This is a genomic window from Streptomyces sp. 3N207 (genome assembly GCF_052246355.1).
GTDB lineage: Bacteria > Actinomycetota > Actinomycetes > Streptomycetales > Streptomycetaceae > Streptomyces.
This window is the reverse complement of the sequence record NZ_JBQQBV010000003.1, coordinates 445566-462054: the sequence shown is the minus strand read 5'-3', so window position 1 is coordinate 462054 and position 16489 is coordinate 445566. Positions and strand designations below refer to the sequence as shown.

At 72.6% G+C, this 16489-nt stretch carries 18 protein-coding genes; 8 read left to right on the top strand and 10 right to left on the bottom strand.

The features are described 5' to 3' along the window. The first annotated feature begins 66 nt into the window (after positions 1-66). Positions 67-972: a TIGR03620 family F420-dependent LLM class oxidoreductase gene (locus ACTWP9_RS07580; RefSeq protein WP_443245204.1), complete on the top strand. Its 906-nt coding sequence runs from the start codon at positions 67-69 to the stop codon at positions 970-972. Positions 973-1083: 111 nt separating this feature from the next. After that, positions 1084-2046, top strand: a complete 963-nt coding sequence (locus tag ACTWP9_RS07575) for a zinc-binding dehydrogenase (RefSeq protein WP_443245203.1) — start codon at positions 1084-1086, stop codon at positions 2044-2046. A gap of 24 nt (positions 2047-2070) precedes the next feature. Here ACTWP9_RS07575 and ACTWP9_RS07570 read toward each other — a convergent pair whose 3' ends face one another. Beyond that, the gene (locus ACTWP9_RS07570) at positions 2071-2601 is read right to left on the bottom strand and encodes a DUF6624 domain-containing protein (RefSeq protein WP_443245202.1); all 531 of its coding nucleotides are present in this window, start codon (positions 2599-2601) and stop codon (positions 2071-2073) included. Between the two features lie 73 nt (positions 2602-2674). After that, complete coding sequence (locus ACTWP9_RS07565) at positions 2675-3481, bottom strand: class I SAM-dependent methyltransferase (protein WP_443245201.1); 807 nt, start codon at positions 3479-3481, stop codon at positions 2675-2677. Between the two features lie 238 nt (positions 3482-3719). Here ACTWP9_RS07565 and ACTWP9_RS07560 point away from each other — a divergent pair, with 238 nt between their 5' ends. Then, positions 3720-4316: an NADAR family protein gene (locus tag ACTWP9_RS07560; protein WP_443245200.1), complete on the top strand. Its 597-nt coding sequence runs from the start codon at positions 3720-3722 to the stop codon at positions 4314-4316. Here ACTWP9_RS07560 and ACTWP9_RS07555 read toward each other — a convergent pair. From ACTWP9_RS07555 to ACTWP9_RS07540, 4 genes are read right to left on the bottom strand one after another with little or no spacing between them, the layout of a single operon-like run. Then, complete coding sequence (locus ACTWP9_RS07555; RefSeq protein WP_443245199.1) at positions 4291-5412, bottom strand: NAD(P)H-dependent flavin oxidoreductase; 1122 nt, start codon at positions 5410-5412, stop codon at positions 4291-4293. The genes ACTWP9_RS07560 and ACTWP9_RS07555 overlap by 26 nt on opposite strands. Beyond that, on the bottom strand, positions 5409-6176 hold the full coding sequence (locus tag ACTWP9_RS07550; RefSeq protein WP_443245198.1) for a CoA-transferase subunit beta: 768 nt from the start codon (positions 6174-6176) through the stop codon (positions 5409-5411). The genes ACTWP9_RS07555 and ACTWP9_RS07550 overlap by 4 nt, the downstream gene beginning before the upstream one ends. Further along, positions 6173-7036 carry a CoA transferase subunit A gene (locus ACTWP9_RS07545; protein WP_443245197.1) on the bottom strand — a complete coding sequence of 288 codons (864 nt, stop codon included), beginning with the start codon at positions 7034-7036 and terminating at the stop codon, positions 6173-6175. Before ACTWP9_RS07545 ends, ACTWP9_RS07550 begins: the two co-directional genes overlap by 4 nt. Before the next feature lie 4 nt (positions 7037-7040). Next, positions 7041-7802, bottom strand: a complete 762-nt coding sequence (locus tag ACTWP9_RS07540) for an enoyl-CoA hydratase family protein (protein ID WP_443245196.1) — start codon at positions 7800-7802, stop codon at positions 7041-7043. Positions 7803-7888: 86 nt separating this feature from the next. On the opposite strand from ACTWP9_RS07540, the gene ACTWP9_RS07535 reads away from it, so the two are divergent. Continuing rightward, positions 7889-8647 carry an SDR family oxidoreductase gene (locus ACTWP9_RS07535; RefSeq protein ID WP_443245195.1) on the top strand — a complete coding sequence of 253 codons (759 nt, stop codon included), beginning with the start codon at positions 7889-7891 and terminating at the stop codon, positions 8645-8647. A 14-nt stretch (positions 8648-8661) separates the two neighbouring features. Further along, positions 8662-9609 (top strand): SDR family oxidoreductase, encoded by a 948-nt coding sequence (locus tag ACTWP9_RS07530; RefSeq protein WP_443245194.1) that lies wholly within the window; start codon positions 8662-8664, stop codon positions 9607-9609. A gap of 126 nt (positions 9610-9735) precedes the next feature. Here the strand turns inward: ACTWP9_RS07530 and ACTWP9_RS07525 are convergent, their stop codons facing one another. The 4 genes from ACTWP9_RS07525 to ACTWP9_RS07510 are packed head-to-tail and all read right to left on the bottom strand — an operon-like array spanning position 9736 to position 13241. Then, complete coding sequence (locus ACTWP9_RS07525; RefSeq protein ID WP_443245193.1) at positions 9736-10554, bottom strand: hypothetical protein; 819 nt, start codon at positions 10552-10554, stop codon at positions 9736-9738. Between the two features lie 46 nt (positions 10555-10600). After that, positions 10601-11764, bottom strand: a complete 1164-nt coding sequence (locus ACTWP9_RS07520; RefSeq protein WP_443245192.1) for an acetyl-CoA C-acetyltransferase — start codon at positions 11762-11764, stop codon at positions 10601-10603. Between the two features lie 18 nt (positions 11765-11782). Continuing rightward, positions 11783-12397: a TetR family transcriptional regulator gene (locus ACTWP9_RS07515; RefSeq protein ID WP_443245191.1), complete on the bottom strand. Its 615-nt coding sequence runs from the start codon at positions 12395-12397 to the stop codon at positions 11783-11785. 49 nt (positions 12398-12446) lie between these two features. Continuing rightward, positions 12447-13241 carry an SDR family oxidoreductase gene (locus ACTWP9_RS07510; protein WP_443245190.1) on the bottom strand — a complete coding sequence of 265 codons (795 nt, stop codon included), beginning with the start codon at positions 13239-13241 and terminating at the stop codon, positions 12447-12449. 134 nt (positions 13242-13375) lie between these two features. On the opposite strand from ACTWP9_RS07510, the gene ACTWP9_RS07505 reads away from it, so the two are divergent. The 3 genes from ACTWP9_RS07505 to ACTWP9_RS07495 are packed head-to-tail and all read left to right on the top strand — an operon-like array spanning position 13376 to position 16476. Beyond that, entirely contained in the window at positions 13376-14320 is a 945-nt protein-coding gene (locus ACTWP9_RS07505) for an enoyl-CoA hydratase (RefSeq protein WP_443245189.1), read from the top strand. A 2-nt stretch (positions 14321-14322) separates the two neighbouring features. Then, on the top strand, positions 14323-15507 hold the full coding sequence (locus ACTWP9_RS07500; RefSeq protein ID WP_443245188.1) for an acyl-CoA dehydrogenase family protein: 1185 nt from the start codon (positions 14323-14325) through the stop codon (positions 15505-15507). 6 nt (positions 15508-15513) lie between these two features. Then, positions 15514-16476 (top strand): acyl-CoA dehydrogenase family protein, encoded by a 963-nt coding sequence (locus tag ACTWP9_RS07495; RefSeq protein ID WP_443245187.1) that lies wholly within the window; start codon positions 15514-15516, stop codon positions 16474-16476. Positions 16477-16489: the final 13 nt, after the last annotated feature.

The following is a 16489-nucleotide window of genomic DNA, read 5'->3' as shown; positions in this document are numbered from 1 at the left end:
GATCCGTGCTGCGCCGCCAGCTGTCGTTCCTGGAATAGCAGGCTGCGATGTGATGCTGTGTCGGCCATGGCATACAACGCACATCTCGGCAGGGTCGGCATCTGGGCCGCCGCGCTGCGTACGGAAGACACGGCACGGCGGCCCCAGGTCGAGGAGGCCGCCGCCGAACTGGAGGAGCTGGGATACCGCACCCTCTGGATCGGCGGCAGCCCCTCGCCCGACATGGCGCACCAGCTGCTGGCCGCCACCTCGCGGGCGACGGTCGGCACCAGCATCCTCAGCATCTGGCAGCACGCGGCCCCCGAGGTCGCCGCGCGGCACGCCCAGTTGACGGAGGAGTACGGCGGCCGCTTCCTGCTCGGCCTCGGCGTCAGCCACGCGGAGGCGCAGAGCGGCCACACGCTCGACCATCCGCTGGCCGACCGGCCCTACTCGGCCATGCGCTCCTACCTCGACGTACTCGACAACGCGCCGCACCCGGTGCCCGTCGAGGGGCGCGCGCTGGCGGCGCTCGGCCCGAAGATGCTCCAGCTGGCGGCCGAACGCTCGCTGGGCGCCCTGCCCTATCTCGTCACGGCCGCGCACACCGCCGAGGCCCGCGACATCCTCGGCGCCGACCCGCTGCTCGCCCCCGAACTGAAGGTCATCCTCCAGCGCCCCGGCGCCGACCGCTCCGCGGCCTACGCCACAGCGCGCGACTACCTCTCCTTCTATCTGGCCCTGGCCAACTACCGGAACAGCCTGCTGCGTCTCGGCTTCGCCGAGTCCGACTTCGCCGACGGCGGCAGTGACCGCCTCATCGACGCGGTCGTCGCCATCGGCGACGCGGAGGCCATCCGCGCCCGCGTGGACGAGTTCTTCACCGCCGGCGCCGACCATGTGGCCCTCCAGGTGGTCACCCCCGGCATCGGCACCGACCTCCCCCGCGAGGAGTGGCGCACCCTGGCTGACGCGCTGCCACTGAGTGACTGAGCCCACCCGGGGGCGGGCGCGCCCCCGGGCGGTGCGCTGACGGCGTGAGATGGGTCGCTCACAGGCCGGTTGGTCTGTCGGGGGAGTGCGGGAGCGGCGTAGCGTCGGGGCATGTTTGCTGCTTACGCCGCTCGTATCGACAAGGAAGAGCCGCTCAGCGGCCTGGAGCTGGGGCACAGGCCGGAGCCGAAGGTGCCGCCCGGGTGGATGACCGTGGCGGTGAAGGCGGCGTCGCTCAACCATCACGACCTGTGGTCGCTGCGCGGTGTGGGGCTCGGCGAGGAGTCGCTGCCGATGATCCTGGGCTGCGACGCGGCCGGGATCGACGACGACGGCAACGAGGTCGTGCTGCACTCCGTCATCGGGCAGACCGGACACGGGGTGGGTCCGCGTGAGCCCCGGTCGATCCTCACCGAGCGCTACCAGGGCACGTTCGCCGAGCGGGTGGCCGTACCGCAGTGGAATGTACTGCCGAAGCCGAAGGCACTCTCCTTCGAGGAGGCGGCCTGTCTGCCGACGGCCTGGCTGACCGCGTACCGGATGCTCTTCACCAACGCCGCTGTCCGGCCCGGCGACTCCGTGCTGGTGCAGGGTGCGGGCGGCGGTGTGGCCACCGCCGCCATCGTGCTGGGGGCCGCCGCGGGGCTGCGGGTGTTCGCCACCAGCCGTGAGGAGTCCAAGCGGAAGCGGGCGCTGGAGCTCGGCGCTGAGGCCGCCCTGGAAGCGGGCGCCCGGCTGCCGCACAAGGTGGACGCCGTACTGGAGACGGTGGGCGCCGCCACCTGGTCGCACTCGGTCAAGTCGCTGCGCCCCGGCGGCACTCTCGTCATCTCCGGCGCCACCAGCGGCCCGAACCCGCCCGCCGCCGAGCTGAACCGGATCTTCTTCCTGGAGCTGAAGGTGGTCGGCTCCACCATGGGCACCAAGGAGGAGCTGGCCGGGCTGCTGAGCTTCTGCGCCGCCAAGGGCGTACGGCCCGTCATCGACTCCGTACTGCCGCTGGACCGGGCCCGCGAGGGCTTCGAGAAGATGGCGGGCGGCGACCTGTTCGGCAAGGTCGTGCTCACCGTCTGAGCCTTGGTACGGCGCGGCCGGGGGTCACCTCTTCGGCGCGTGCTGCGCTGTGTACTCCGCGAACGGCGGGATGCCTGCCTCGGCGCGGTAGGCATCCAGCTGCTCCGCGTCCTCGACCGGCCACGGAATGGGCGCCCCGTCGGCGGTGACGCCCTGGATCTGGGTGCCGTAGCGCTGCGGCAGTCCCGCGTTGACGTGCAGCCGGTCGCGGAGGAAGGCCAGCCGGGAGCAGCCCTCCGGTCCCGCGGTGCCGTCCTCGACGGCCTGCTCCAGCAGGTGCAGGGCCAGCCGCTGCACGTCCAGTTGCCGGTCCGCGTGCTGGGCCACCAGCCAGGCACCCAGGGCAGCTTCCTCGCCGACCTCTTCGGCGGTCGGCCAGTGCCCGTGCTGCTCCAGCAGGGTGCGCAGCCGGTCGCCGTGCTGCGCGGTCAGCCGCCGCCAGGCGAGCTGCTGAGCCGGGTCGTCGCTGTTGGCCCTGGGCGCGGCGGCCTGGTCCGCGGCCTTCATGGTGATCAGTTCGTGGCTGAGTTCGGAGTGCTGTTCGCGTGCGGTCATGGCAGCGACTCTAGGAGCCGTTTCCGCGCCGGATATCGTCCTGGGAGACGGTGACGAGAGCCCCTCCGAGCAGTCATACTTGAACAGACGGCGAGGCCGGGACGGGCTCCGCCATCACACGGATCTTGGACTGGCCGTGGCCCAGGAGCTCCCAGTCGTTCATGAAGCGGGCGCTCAGACCGTGCCGCTCCGCAAGCCCCGTCAGCGTCTCGGTGCGGTAGTAGAAGTCCTCGCGCAGCACGTGGTGTTCGGTACCGACCGTGCGGTCGAACGTGAAGTCGAAGTAGCCGCCCGGGGCGAGCACCCGGCCCACGTGGGCCAGACACTCCTCGATGACGTCGAGCGGCGAGTGCGAGAAGACGCTGTGCGCGTGGACGACGTCGAAGTGCGCGTCGGGCAGGAAGTCCAGCGTCAGATCGTGGGTGAGCGTCAGATGCGGCAGCTTGGTCTGCAGGCCCCGGCCGGTGAGCGTCTGCTTCGCGGCGATCAGCACATCGGGGGAGATGTCGATGCCGTAGTAGTTGCCCGGCTCCAGATAGTCGATGAAGCGCCAGCCCGCGCGGAGGTTGCCGCAGCCGATGTCCAGCATCCGCGCGGTGGGCGTCAGACCGTGTTTGCGCAGATAGTCGAACTGGAGCAGGCCCAGCCTCAGCCACTCCTCCCGCGTCGGGCTGCCGACCGCGGCGTCCGGGCTGCGCCGGGTGTCCGAAGCCATCACCGCGCGGTAATAGCTGACGTGGTCACGGTGCTTGAAGGCCAGCCACCTGTCCCGGCCCGCACGCCGGAGGTAGCCGGGGACGCGCTGCGGGTGGGCCAGGGCGTACCGGGTCTTGTGGGCGAGGGCTGTCCGGTTGACGACGAGGTTCTTCCTGCTGGCCATACGTCCTCCGGCTGCGAGGCGTCAGGCGCGTGCGTGGCCGCCCGACGAAGGGTCCGGCGCGCTCGTACGACGAACGCTCTGCTGCCAGTCTTGGCATCGGTTTGCGGGAGACGCGCCGTCGGGCTGCGCCGTACGGGCCTGACTGCCACCCGGAGGGGTGACCGGCGAAAACCGCTGGTCCGTGCGGGTGACCTCCTGCAAGGGTGCGGGGAGAGGGGCGCCGACGGGAGGGGGAGCGATGAGCGGGACGGCTGCGAACGGAACCGCCGCGCGGGACCGGAATGAGCTGTGCGGGATAGTGCGGAGGGGCCACCGGGTGAAGTACCTGTTCTTCTGGGGCCACCGGCCGCCCAGGGGCGGGGGCGTCGGTCCCGGCTGCCTCAGCCAGTGGTGGCCCGCCCGGTTCACGGTGGACGGGGTGGAGTACGCCAGCGCCGAGCACTTCATGATGGCCGGCAAGGCGCGGCTGTTCGGTGACGCGGAGACGGAGCAGCGCGTGCTGGCGGCACCGCATCCGGGCGCTGCCAAGGCACTCGGCCGTCAGGTGCGCGGCTTCGACGAGGAGACCTGGGCCCGGGAGCGGTACGGCATCGTCGTACGGGCCAACTCCGCCAAGTTCGGGCAGGACGCCCGGCTGCGGAAGTATCTGCTGGGGACGGCCGGGCGGGTGCTGGTGGAGGCCAGCCCGCTGGACCGTGTCTGGGGCATCGGGCTGGCGGCCGACGACGAGCGTGCTGCCGACCCGGAGCGCTGGCGCGGTGCCAATCTGCTGGGTTTCGCGCTGATGGAGGCCCGGGAGGAGCCGGCGGTCACGCGGCCGGGGGCGGATCGCTGACCCGCGCACCCAGCTCTCTCAGCAGGGCCGCCGCCTGCCGGACCGTCCGCTCCACCAGCTCGGCGACGCTCGGCAGATCGTCGATCACCCCCGCGACCTGCCCCGCCGCCATCACTCCGGCGTCCGTCCGGCCGTCCACCATGGCGGCCTTGAGCAGCATCGGGGTGTTGGCGGCGAGCAGCACCCGGCCCAGGGACAGGTCCTTCCCGTGCCGCAGGGCCCGGCCGTCGCGCAGCATCGCCGCCCATGACATGCCCGAGTACGTCTTGAACGCGGCTGCATGGCGCAGCGCACGCAGCAGCGCCGCGACTCTGCCGGCGGACTCCAGGGCCGCGACCATCTCGCTGCGCAGCATCCGGTGCGGCAGCCCGTCGACCTTCGTGGTGACGGTGATGTCGCTGACCTGGGCCGCCAGATAGCGGGCCTTCACCGCCTCGGGCACCGTCGACTCGCGGGTCAGCAGAAACCGGGTGCCCATGGCGGCGCCCGCCGCGCCGTAGCAGAGCGCGGCGGCCAGCCCGCGCCCGTCGTGGAAGCCCCCCGCGCCGACAACGGGGATGGAGGCACCCCTCATGGCGTCCACCACCTGCGGCAGCAGCACGGAGGTGGCGATCTGCCCGGTGTGTCCGCCGCCCTCGCCGCCCTGCACCAGGACCGCGTCCGCGCCCCACTCGGCGACCTTCTGTGCGTGCCGTACGGCACCGACGGACGGGATGACGACGACCCCCGCGTCCTTGAGCTGCCCGATCAGCTCCCGGGAGGGAGCCAGCGCGAACGAGGCGACCCGCACTCCCTCGTCGATGAGCAGCCGCACCCGGTCGGCCGCGTCGCCCGCGTCGGCTCGCAGGTTGACGCCGAACGGGGCAGCCGTGCGGGACTTCACCTCCCGTACGGCGTCGCGCAGTTGCGGCAGCGTCATGGTCGCCGACGCCAGGATGCCCAGCGCGCCCGCCTCGGCCGTTGCGGAGACCAGCCGCGGGCCGGCCACCCAGCCCATGCCGGTCTGTACGAGGGGGTGGCGTACGCCGACGAGGGAGGTGAGCGCGGTGCGGAGCGGGGAATGCGGCGGATCGGCCGGTTCCGGGCGGGGGGTCATGTGCGCACCTCGCGGTCGCGGGCGCCGTGCGGGTCCAGCACGTCGCGCAGCAGCCGCAGTTCGTCGGCGGTCGGCTCACGGGTGACGGGCACCCGGCCGGGAACCGCCAGCTCGAACCCCGTCCGCTCGCGGACCTGTGCGACGGTGACGCCCGGGTGGACGCTCGCCAGCCGCATCCGGTGGTCGGGTGTCGCGAAGTCGAGCACCGCCAGATCGGTGACGACCCGGCGCAGCCCGTGGAACCGCGCTGCGACCGGGCCCGCCTCGGCCGCCCGGTCGAAGCCCACACCGCTGACCATGTCCACGCGGGGGACGAAGACCCGTGGCGAGTGCCGGGGCACCCAGTAGGAGACCGGGTGGTTGACGGTGTTGGAGGGGGCGCCGCGCGCGCCGAGCAGCTGCCGTTTCGGGCGCGCCCAGTCGCCGATGCAGGAGATGTTCTGGTTGCCGTACTGGTCGAGTTGGCTTGCGCCCATCATCATGTGCCGCTTGCCGCGCGCGGCGAGGGAGAGGTGCTTGCGGTACGGCAGCCAGCCCTCGATCGGCGCGTGGTCCTCCGGCGTGCTCAGCAGCATCGCCTCGCCGTCGGTCAGCAGCAGCTGCGGGCCGAACGTCAGCCGTGCCAGCCGGGCGCCCAGGGTGGGGACGGTGCCCGCCGTCGCGGCCAGCACCTCGCCGTCGCCGCGCCACGCCTCGGCGCAGGCGACGACACAGACCTCGGCCCGGGTGGCGGTGCCTGAGGTGGCGGTGCCTGGTGTGGTCACGGGGTCGCCTCCTTCCGCAAGTGGCTGTCGACAGCGCGCTGATAGGCGTCCTCGCCCCCGGCCAGGTAGCGTGCCTCGAACTCCCGCCAGCTGTCCGGGTCCCCGGCGGCCTGCACATAAGTGCGCTGGAACGCCTCGTCGCGCCCGTAGTCGGGGGCGCAGCTGGTGAAGTGCGCGCCGCGCGGGGTATGCAGCACACCGGTGACGTTCTGCCGCTGCACCAGCAGCGACTGCGGCGGCCCGGCGAAGCGGTCGACGACGTGTTCGCACGAGAGATAGGCGCGCTCGGCCGCCTCCGTGAACAGGTCGTCGAAGAAGGGGTCGGGACCCAGCGACTGTCCGTTGCCGCGTACATCGGCGCGGTTCATGTGCACCAGCGCCACGTCCATCGTCAGCGCGGGTGCCGCCAGCAGCTCCTCGCCGTCCGCGTACGGCGAGGTGACCGTACGCAGCCGGGGGTTGCGGCGCGGGATGTCGGAGCCGAGTCCGCCGCGTACGGGCATGAACGGCAGCCGGTGCGCCGCCGCCGTCAGCCCCCACAGGAACATCGACTCGTCCCACTCCTCGAACTCCAGGGCCCCCGTTTCGCGGGCGGTGCGGAAGTGCGGCTCCAGCGGCACCGAGTCGAGCGTCACGAACGGCGCGATCAGCTTGCGGATCCGCCCGGCCGCGGCGAGCAGTCCCACGTCGGGTCCGCCGCACGAGACGACGGTCAGCTCCCTCACGCCGGTGCGCAGCAGGGCCCGTACGAGTGCCATCGGCTTGCGCCGCGCGCCCCAGCCGCCGATGCCGACGGTCATACCGGACTCGATCCGTCCGGCGAACTCGGTGAGCGAGAGCCGCTTGTCGAGGTCGGTCACCTGCTCAGCTCCCTTCGGCGGCACGCGCTTCGACGAAGGCGTCCCGGTGCCGGTCGGAGACGCCCGCGAGATCGGCCTCGAAGGTGAAGCCCTGCTCGTAGCGGTAGCTGCGGCGCACATCGACCGGGTCGATCCCGTTGAGTGCCTCCTTGGCCAGCCGGAGCAGATACCCGTCCTTGACGGCGATCCGGCCGGCCAGCTCCAGGGCCGTCTCCAGCAGGGTGTGCCGGTTCGCTGCGAGGGCCCACACCGCGCCGTGCTGGTGCAGTTCGCGGGCCGTGACGGTGCGGCCCGTGTAGTAGAGGGGGCGCACCAGGTGCGGCGGCAGCATGCGGGACAGGTGGGTGGCCGCGCCCAGGGCTCCGCGGTCGAGTTCAGGGAGGCCGAAGGTGGCGTCCTCGGTCGCCACGACGGCGTCGGCGTTGCCGACCAGGCCGATTCCGCCGCCCAGACAGTGGCCGTGCACGGCTGCGATGACGGGCACCTCGCACTCGTACACCGCCGCGAACGCCGCAGCGCAGCCGCGGTTGGCGCCGATCAGCGCTTCATGGCCCGCGGTGCGCTGCATCTCCTTGATGTCGACGCCCGCGTTGAAGCCCCGGCCGGTGCCGGTCAGTACGACGACGCGGTGGCCGGAGTCGCGGCCCGCGGCCGTGAGGGCTTCCGCCAGGTCGTACCAGGCTTGCACCGGGAGGGCGTTGACGGGTGGGTGGTCGACGGTCACCACTGCGATGCCGTCGCGTGGTGTGGAGGTGGAGACAGACATCGCGGGATCAGCTACCTTTCCCTTTCCACCTAACGTTTGTTTGGTGCAAGCTAGCAGCGCGGTCGTCCCGAAGAAAGAGCCCACTCATGAGCGTTGCTGTCGTCACCGGCGGAACCCGCGGGGTCGGTGCGGGCATCGCCCGCGCGTTCCTCCGCGACGGCGCGGAGGTCGTCGTCTGCGCACGCAACCCACCCCCGCACCCCCTCACGGCCGAGGGCCGCCGGGCCCGCTATCTCCCTCTCGACGTCCGGGACCCGGACGCGGCGGCGGAGTTGTGCCACCGCGTCGCCCGCGACCACGGCTCCCTCGACGTGCTGGTCAACAATGCGGGCGGCACCCCGTATCGCCCGCTGTCCGAGGGCGCTCCCCGCCAGCACGCCCGCATCTTCGAGCTCAACCTCCTGGCACCGCTGCACCTCTCCCGCGCCGCGTACCCCGTCATGCGCGGGCAGCCGGGCGGTGGCGCCGTCGTGATGGTGGGCAGCGTCAGCGGCGGGCGTCCGTCGCCGGGGACGGCGGCGTACGGCGCCGCGAAGGCAGGGCTGGAGAACCTGGCGCGGTCGATGGCCATGGAATGGGCCGCGGACGGGGTGCGGGTCAACACCGTCGTCCTGGGGATGGCCCGCACCGAACTGACCGAGCTGCACTACGGCGACGAGGCAGGCGTCGCGGCCGTCAGCGCGACCGTACCGATGGGGCGGCTGGCGGAGCCCGAAGAGGTCGGCGCCGCCTGCGTGTTCCTGGCCTCCGACGCCGCGCGCTACATCACCGGCGCTTCCCTCGCGGTGCACGGCGGCGGCGAGCGGCCCGCCTTTCTGGACGCCGCGAACGTCAACAAATCCTGAGCCCGGAGGTCGTCATGCCCCAGCAGCGAGCCACCCCCACCCAGGACCGCCCCGCCGAGGGCCGCGTCGTCATCGTCACCGGCGCGGGCCGTGGGCTGGGCCGCGCGCACGCCCTCGCGTTCGCCCGCACGGGCGCCAGGGTCGTCGTCAACGATCTGGGCGTCGCCCTCGACGGCACGGACAGCGCGGAAACCGCTGCAACACCCGCCGGGCAGGTGGCGGCCGAGATACGGGCGATGGGCGGCGAGGCGGCCGTCAGCACGGACGACGTGGCCGACAGCGAGGGAGCGGCGCGGCTGGTCCGTACGGCGCTGGACCGGTTCGGCCGACTGGACACGCTGGTCAACAACGCGGGGTTCCTGCGCGACCGGATGCTGGTGAACCTCGGCGAGGACGACTGGGACGCGGTCGTACGGGTGCACCTCAAGGGGCACTTCCTGCCGATGAAGCACGCGGCCGGGTACTGGCGCGCCGAGTCGAAAGCAGGGCGTTCGGTGCGGGCCCGGATCGTCAACACCTCGTCGGGCGCTGGGCTGTTGGGCGCCGTGGGACAGGGCAACTACGCGGCGGCGAAGGCCGGTATCGCGGCGCTCACCCTCGTCGCCGCTGCCGAGTTCGGCCGCTACGGAGTCCAGGTCAACGCGGTCGCACCGGCGGCCCGCACCCGGATGACGGAGCGGACCTTCGCGGCGGACATGGCCGCGCCCGCCGACGGACGGTTCGACGTAATGGCCCCCGAGAATGTCTCGCCGCTCGTCGTCTACCTCGGCTCCGACGCCTGTGACGGCATCACCGGCCGCGTCTTCGAAGCGGAAGGCGGCCGGATCACCGTCATGGCCGGCTGGCGCCGCGCCACCCACACGGACAAGGGTGCCCGCTGGGATCCGGTGGAACTGGACGCTCCGCTTCGCAATTTGCTTGCGGAGTCGCCTGACCCGGAGCCGGTGTACGGCGCGGAGTGAGTCCGCGCAGAACCGGCGCCCCGTAAGGGGCGCGGGAAACTGCTCCCCCAGCCTCCGGCCGGGAGGTGCCCCCAAAGCCACAACGCAACCCGCAGCCTGCGGACAACGGGCAGGGGCACCCCCTCATCACCCCACAGGCCCAGCCACCCTGGTCACCGGGCCACCAGCCAACAGCTCCGCATGGCGAAGGGCGAAATCCCCGTTCGGCAGCAACCCGGAAAAGTGCTCGCCGCGCACCTCACCGGGCAGAAAGCCGCGCAGCGAATGCCGCATGCGGCGGCCGTAGTCCACCGGCTCACCCCACCCAGGCGGCGCCTCGTCGCTGCCGTACAGCACCCAGTGGTCGACCGGAACCTTCCCCACCATGCCCGGCGGCCGGCCGGTGTGGGCGTCCAGCGCGGGTGCCGTCAGTACGTCCGGGTCGATCGGCGGGTACCACATCAGCAGCGGCTTGGCCTGTGCCGCCTCGGTGTTGTCGAAGCAGCACACGGCCATCGCGTACCCGGGATAGCGCTCGGCGTAGAACCGCATCAGCTCCGGGTCGAGGGCCGGCCGCTTGTGCGCGGGCACCCGGTGGAGCGCGGAAGGCAGCGCGGTGGGGTCGGAGGCGAGCAGCACGGTGTAGATGTCGTGCTCGAAAACCTGCACCCCGTACGCCGGCTGCTCCCACCCCATCCAGGCCATGCCGCCCGCAGCCCGGGACCTGGGCCGTACGGCGTCCACCATTCGCTCCAGCACGTCGGAACTGCGCCCCACGTCCAGGAAGTTGTCCTGCGTCATTCCCCGCGCGGGCAGATGCAGCAGCATGGCGTTGGGGCCGTCGGCGCGGTTGACGGCGGTGTTCTGGTAGCCGAGGACGTGCACCGGACCGTGCTCGGAATGGTGCAGCCGCCCCATGTACAGCGTGGTGCCGGAGAACTCGGCCGGGCCCATGGAGACACACATGGGCTCACGATCTCAAACCCCCTCGCGGAGCCTGCCCGCGGGTTCGTCAGAGCCGTTCGATGATCGTGACGTTCGCCTGGCCGCCGCCCTCGCACATGGTCTGGAGCCCGTACCGGCCGCCGGAGCGCTCCAGTTCGTGGAGGAGGGTCGTCAGCAGTCGGGTGCCGGTGGCGCCGAGAGGGTGGCCCAGGGCGATGGCGCCGCCGTTGACGTTGACCTTGTCCGGGTCGCAGCCGGTCTCCCGCAGCCAGGCCAGGACGACGGGGGCGAACGCCTCGTTGATCTCGACCAGGTCGATGTCGGCCGGCGTCATCCCGACCCGCTTCAGTGCGTGGGCGGTCGCCGGGATCGGGGCCGTCAGCATGCGGATCGGGTCCTCGCCGCGTACGGAGAGATGGTGCACGCGGGCGCGCGGGACGAGGCCGTGGGTGCGTACGGCCTCCTCGGAGGCGAGCAGCACGGCCGAGGAGGCGTCCGAGATCTGGGAGGAGACGGCCGCCGTCAGCCGTCCGCCCGGCACCAGCGGATCGAGGGCCGCCATCTTCCCCAGGCTGGTGCCGCGCCGCGGCCCCTCGTCCACCGCGTGGTCCGCGTAGGGGGCGATCTCGCGCTCGAACCGGCCCTCGTCGATGGCGCGCAGCGCCCGCTGGTGCGAGCGCAGCGCCCAATGCTCCATCTCCGTACGGCTGATGCCCCACTGCTCGGCGATCAGCTCCGCGCCGTGGAACTGGTCGACGGGCGCGTCAGCGTAGCGGGCCCGCCAGCCCTCGGAGCCCTGGAAGGGCCCTGCGGTGAGGCCGAGCGGTTCGGCCGCCTGGCGGGAGGCGTAGCCGATGGGGACCTGCGACATGTTCTGCACCCCGCCCGCGACCACCAGGTCGGCCGTGCCCGACATGACCGCCTGCGCCGCGAAGTGCACGGCCTGCTGCGAGGAGCCGCACTGCCGGTCGACGGTGACCCCGGGCACCGACTCGGGCAGCCCCGCCGCCAGCCACGCCGTGCGCGCGATGTCACCGGCTTGCGGGCCCACGGTGTCCAGGCAGCCGAAGATGACGTCCTCGACCGCCTCCGGGTCCACTCCGGCCCGCTCCACCAGCGCGCGCAGCGCGTGCGCGCCCAGGTCCGCGGGGTGCACTCCGGCCAGCGCCCCGCCGCGCTTGCCGACGGGCGACCTGACCGCCTGGACTATGTACGCCTCACCGCGGGACATCGGGTCACGCTCCTTGGATCATCGGGCCACCGGACGGGTGGCGATTCCGTCGAGCACCATCGAGGTGTACTGCTCGGCGACGTCTGCCGCGCTCTTGCGCCCCCAGGGCCGGAACCAGACCGCCGCCACCCACACGGTGTCGCGGACGAACCGGTAGGCGACGGGAACGTCCAGCTCGCTGCGGAAGCTGCCGTCGGCCACTCCGCGCTCCAGCGTCCGCGTCCACAGCTTCTGGAAGCGCTCCTGGGAGTCGGCCAGATACCGGAACCGCTCCTGGGAGGCCAGCCTGCGGGCCTCCTTCTGGTAGATGACGACTGCCGGACGGTGCCGCTCCATCTGCCGGAACGACTCGGCGACCAGCCCCTCGAACGTCTCGCGCGGCTCCAGCCCGGCCTCCTCGATCCGCTGGTAGCCCGCCCACAGATCGGTCAGGAAGGCGCTGAGGATCTCGTCGGCCATCGACTCCTTGGAGTCGAAGTGGTAGTAGAGGCTGCCCGCCAGCATCCCGGCGCGGTCCGCGATCGTGCGGACGGTGGTCGCGTTGTAGCCCAGCTCCGCGAACACCTCGGCCGCGGTCGCCAGCAGCTCGGCACGGCGCCCGGCACCGGGGGCGGTCTTCTTCGGCGTCACCATGAGTCCATTGTCCGCCGGAGCGCGTCGGGTTTTTCGGCTGCCGTGGTGCTCATGGGTGCTGGCTGCTGACGGCGACCGTCTCGCCGGTCATGTACGAGGAGTAGTCGCCGGCCAGAAAGACGATCACGTTGGCCACCTCCCACGGTTCCGCGTACCGTCCGAACGCCTCCCGCGCTGTCAGCTCCGCCAGCAGCTCCGGCGTGGTGACCTTGACCAGGTTCGGATGCATCGCCAGGGAGGGCGCGACGGCGTTGACCCGTACGCCGAACTCCGCCGCCTCCAGCGCGGCGCAGCGGGTCAGCGCCATCACGCCCGCCTTGGCAGCGGCGTAGTGCGCCTGGCCGCGCTGGGCCCGCCAGCCGACGACCGAGGCGTTGTTGACGATCACACCGCCGTCGCCCGGCTGGTCGCGCATGGCACGCAGCCCTGCGCGGGTACAGCGGAAGGTGCCGGTCAAGGTGGTGTCCAGCACCCGGGACCACTGCTCGTCGGTCATCTCCACCAACTCTGCCGTACCGCCCAGACCCGCGTTGTTGACGAGCACGTCGATCCGGCCGTGGCGCGCTGTGCAGGCGTCCAGCAGCGCGCCGACCTCGCCCTCGTCGGTGACGTCGCAGCGCACGGCCCCCACCCGGCCTGGACCGAACTCCCGGGCCAGCATCTGCTCCGTCTCGCCCAGGCGGCGCTCGTGCACATCGCCGAGGACGACGCCTGCGGCACCTTCCTCCAGTACGCGGCGAGCCGTCGCCCCGCCGATCCCGCTCCCGGCCGCCGCCGTGACGACCACGGAGCGACCGGCCAGCAGACCGTGCGGTGCCGGGCAGGCGGGTGCGGCGCTGCTCATACGGCGGCCCCTCGCGGCTCTCGACGTGATGGCGGAGCCACGTTAATCTACCAAACACTTGTTAGGGAAGCCTGCGCGGCTTAAGGAAGAGTGCGCAGCCCCGTGTGATGCAGCCCCGTGCGAGGAGAGCCCGCATGCCCGACGACCGCCCAGCGGCCCCGGAAGTGGTGATGTACGAACGAGTCGGCGCCGTCGCCCGTGTCACCCTCAACCGGCCCGAGTACCGCAACGCCCAGAACTCCGCGATGACCTACGCCCTCGACGCGGCGTTCCGGCGGGCCGCCGACGACGACGCGGTCCGCGCCGTCGTCCTCGCCGGCGCGGGCAAGCACTTCAGCGCCGGGCACGACATCGGTACGCCGGGGCGTGATGCGCATCTGTCCTTCCCCCGCAAGGCCGGACTGTGGTGGGACCACGTCGGCAAGGAGGGCGGTGAGGCCCGCTACGCCCGTGAGTCCGAGGTCTATCTGGGGATGTGCCGCCGCTGGCGCGAGCTGCCCAAACCCGTCGTCTGCGCCGTGCAGGGCGCCTGCGTCGCGGGCGGACTGATGCTCGCCTGGGTGTGCGACCTGATCGTGGCCAGTGAGGACGCCTTCTTCGCCGACCCGGTGGTACGGATGGGCATCCCCGGCGTCGAGTACTTCGCCCACCCGTGGGTGATGGGGCCGCGCGTCGCCAAGGAGTTCCTGTACACGGGGGACCGGATGACCGCCCGGCGCGCGTACGAGATCGGCATGGTCAACCGCGTCGTCCCGCGCGCCCGGCTCGCCGCCGAGGCCGAGGCGCTGGCGGCCCGCATCGCCGAGATGCCGCGCTTCGGCCTCGCCCTGACCAAGCGTGCCGTCAACCAGGCCGAGGACCTGATGGGCCTGCACCATGGCCTGGACTCGGTGTTCGGCCTGCACCACCTGGCGCATGCGCACAACGCCGAGACGGGCACCGACGCGCTCGGCGGAATGGACGCACGCGCGATGCGGGCGGCGGACCGCGGCGCCGGGCGCCCCGCGCGGGACGCCGGTTCGGGGGACGGGGCCGATTCCCGGACGGGGGCCGCGGACGGCTCCGGGAGCGGGGCCTGAGCATGGACCTGGAATTCAGCCCCGCAGAGGAGGACTTCCGCGCCGAGGCCCGCGCCTGGCTGACGGCGCACGTACCCGCCGAGCCGCTGCCCTCGCTGGAGACGGCCGAGGGCTTCGCCGCGCACCGCGCCTGGGAGCGCGAACTGTACGAAGGCGGCTGGTCGGTCGTCGCCTGGCCGCGCGAGTACGGCGGTCGCGCGGCGAGCCTCACCGAGTGGCTGGTCTTCGAGGAGGAGTACTACGCGGCCGGTGCGCCCGGCCGCGTCAGCCAGAACGGGGTCAACCTCCTCGCCCCCACCCTTTTCGCACACGGCACCGAGGAGCAACTGGCGCGCATCCTCCCGCCGATGGCCGCCGGGGAGACGATCTGGGCGCAGGCATGGTCCGAACCGGAGGCCGGCTCCGACCTCGCCGCGCTGCGCTCCCGCGCCGAACGCACCGCACACGACGGCGGCGGCTGGTTGCTGAGCGGCCACAAAACCTGGTCCTCGCGTGCCGCGTTCGCCGACCGCGCCTTCGGCCTCTTCCGCACCGACCCGGAAGCGGAACGGCACCGGGGACTGAGCTATCTGATGTTCCCGCTCGACGCGCCGGGCGTCACCGTACGGCCCATCGGCCGGCTGGACGGCAAACCGGCGTTCGCGGAGATCTTCCTGGACGGCGTCTTCGTACCGGACGCGGACGTCATCGGCGAGCCCGGTCAGGGATGGCGCGCCGCCATGTCCACCGCGGGCAACGAGCGGGGGCTCACGCTGCGTTCGCCGGGCCGCTTCACCGCCGCCGCCGAACGGCTGCGGCAACTGTGGCGGGAGCGGGCCGCACCCGGCGGCACGGCACTCGCCGAGCGGGTGGCCGACGCGTGGATACGGGCCCGCGCGTACCAACTCGCGGGGTACGCGGCAGCGTCGGGGGCTTCCGCCGGCTTCGGCGATCCGGGGGCGGGGGAGCAGTCGGCTGCTCCGCCCTCCATGAACAAGATCTTCTGGTCCGAGCTCGACATCGACCTGCACGAGACCGCGCTCGACCTGCTCGGCCCCGGTGCGGCCGAGATCGCCGAGGGACCGCCGGAGTCCGGCTGGCTGGACGGCTGGATCTTCGCCCTCGCCGGTCCGGTCTACGCCGGGACCAACGAGATCCAGCGCGACATCGTCGCCGAGCGCGCACTCGGCCTGCCGCGGGGACGCTGAACCGCCATGCGCTTTCTGCCGGACCGGGACCACCGCAGCTACGCCGCGACGATCCGCCGCCTGCTCGCCGACGCGGGCGCCCACAAGGCCGCCCGCGCCTGGGCCGCGGGCGACCACGTCCCGGGCCGCGCCCTGTGGCGCTCCCTCGCGGACACCGGCCTGCCCGCTCTCGCCGTCCCGGAGAGGCGCGGCGGCCTGGGCTGGTACCCGCCCGAACTCGCCTCCGCATTCGTGGAGATCGGCCGCGCCGGAGCCCCTGGCCCCCTGGTGGAAACCGTCGCCCTGGCTGCGGGTCTGAGCCCCGCCTCCCCATGGCTCGCCGGTCTCCTGACAGGGGACCAACTGGCAACCGTCGCCGATCCGGAAGCCGGGTACGCGGTGGATGCCCATGTCGCGGAGGTGGCGTGCGTGCTCGTCGACGGGGGCTTGGCCATCGCCAGGCTCCAGGGGACGCCGTTGCCTTCCGTCGATCCGAGTCGTCATCTGGTGCGCTGTGTGCCCGGTGACGCCGTGCCCGCCCAGGTGCCGCGGATCCGGGCGCTGGCCACCCTGCTGACCGCCGCCCAACTGCTCGGCGCAGGGCAGGCGCTGCTGGAGGCAAGCGTGTCGTACGTGGGGGAGCGGCGGCAGTTCGGGCAGCCGGTGGGATCGTTCCAGGCCGTCAAGCACCAGTTGGCGAGCGTTGCCGTGGAGCTGGAGTTCGCACGGCCTCTGCTGTACGGCGCGGCGCTTGCCGTACGGGGCGACGCCGCGGCCGACCCGCGCGATCTGCCCGCGGCAAAGGCGGCCTGTTCGCGTGCCGCCTACCAGGCGGCACGCACCGCGCTCCAGGTGCATGGCGCCCTGGGCTACACGGACGAGTACGACCCGACCCTCCTGCTGCGCAAGGTCCGCGCCCTGTACACCGCTTGGGGCACCCGGGCCGCCTGCCACGCCGCCGTACTCGACGGCGAGCCGCCCCCGGGCTGACCGCGCCGGGGGC

Coding starts and splice junctions, on each gene's coding strand:
- ACTWP9_RS07555 (WP_443245199.1), bottom strand. CDS start 5,412: ATGACCCCCCGCCCGGAACCGGCCGATCCGCCGCATTCCCCGCTCCGC.
- ACTWP9_RS07510 (WP_443245190.1), bottom strand. CDS start 13,241: ATGAGCAGCGCCGCACCCGCCTGCCCGGCACCGCACGGTCTGCTGGCC.
- ACTWP9_RS07500 (WP_443245188.1), top strand. CDS start 14,323: ATGGACCTGGAATTCAGCCCCGCAGAGGAGGACTTCCGCGCCGAGGCC.
- ACTWP9_RS07530 (WP_443245194.1), top strand. CDS start 8,662: ATGCCCCAGCAGCGAGCCACCCCCACCCAGGACCGCCCCGCCGAGGGC.
- ACTWP9_RS07515 (WP_443245191.1), bottom strand. CDS start 12,397: ATGGTGACGCCGAAGAAGACCGCCCCCGGTGCCGGGCGCCGTGCCGAG.
- ACTWP9_RS07495 (WP_443245187.1), top strand. CDS start 15,514: ATGCGCTTTCTGCCGGACCGGGACCACCGCAGCTACGCCGCGACGATC.
- ACTWP9_RS07540 (WP_443245196.1), bottom strand. CDS start 7,802: ATGTCTGTCTCCACCTCCACACCACGCGACGGCATCGCAGTGGTGACC.
- ACTWP9_RS07570 (WP_443245202.1), bottom strand. CDS start 2,601: ATGACCGCACGCGAACAGCACTCCGAACTCAGCCACGAACTGATCACC.
- ACTWP9_RS07505 (WP_443245189.1), top strand. CDS start 13,376: ATGCCCGACGACCGCCCAGCGGCCCCGGAAGTGGTGATGTACGAACGA.
- ACTWP9_RS07525 (WP_443245193.1), bottom strand. CDS start 10,554: ATGTGTGTCTCCATGGGCCCGGCCGAGTTCTCCGGCACCACGCTGTAC.
- ACTWP9_RS07580 (WP_443245204.1), top strand. CDS start 67: ATGGCATACAACGCACATCTCGGCAGGGTCGGCATCTGGGCCGCCGCG.
- ACTWP9_RS07575 (WP_443245203.1), top strand. CDS start 1,084: ATGTTTGCTGCTTACGCCGCTCGTATCGACAAGGAAGAGCCGCTCAGC.
- ACTWP9_RS07535 (WP_443245195.1), top strand. CDS start 7,889: ATGAGCGTTGCTGTCGTCACCGGCGGAACCCGCGGGGTCGGTGCGGGC.
- ACTWP9_RS07560 (WP_443245200.1), top strand. CDS start 3,720: ATGAGCGGGACGGCTGCGAACGGAACCGCCGCGCGGGACCGGAATGAG.
- ACTWP9_RS07565 (WP_443245201.1), bottom strand. CDS start 3,481: ATGGCCAGCAGGAAGAACCTCGTCGTCAACCGGACAGCCCTCGCCCAC.
- ACTWP9_RS07520 (WP_443245192.1), bottom strand. CDS start 11,764: ATGTCCCGCGGTGAGGCGTACATAGTCCAGGCGGTCAGGTCGCCCGTC.